Origin of the sequence: Tritonibacter sp. SIMBA_163, assembly GCF_046535935.1 — a bacterium.
GTDB classification, from domain to species: Bacteria; Pseudomonadota; Alphaproteobacteria; order Rhodobacterales; family Rhodobacteraceae; genus Epibacterium; species Epibacterium scottomollicae.
In genome coordinates, this window is record NZ_JAWJBP010000250.1 from 1 (window position 1) to 305 (window position 305).

1 protein-coding gene is annotated in these 305 nt (G+C 51.1%); it reads left to right on the forward strand.

Going from position 1 to position 305, the window contains the following annotated elements; translation table 11 throughout:
- The coding region (locus R0J92_RS22285; protein WP_411053257.1) for a GNAT family N-acetyltransferase at positions 1 to 305 on the forward strand (305 nt) is incomplete at both ends.

The following is a 305-nucleotide window of genomic DNA, read 5'->3' on the forward strand; positions in this document are numbered from 1 at the left end:
TCGCGATGATATCCTCGCGCCGTGGCTAGCCAACAAGACGCCTGAAAACGTGTTCAAGTGGATTGAAGCTCCATCTCAACTGATGCTCGTTGCTGAAATAGGGAATGCCATGGCCGGTGTGGGACTGGCGACTGATGAGGGAGAAGTCCTGCTGAATTATGTTGCGCCGGAATTTCCCTTTCATGGTGTCAGCAAGGCGCTCATTTCAAAACTCGAGAAATATCTTTTATTTCGAAAGGTGGCTGTTGCGCGTCTTGTCAGTACCGAAACAGCGCGCCGTTTTTATGCCGGCCGAGGGTATGTAG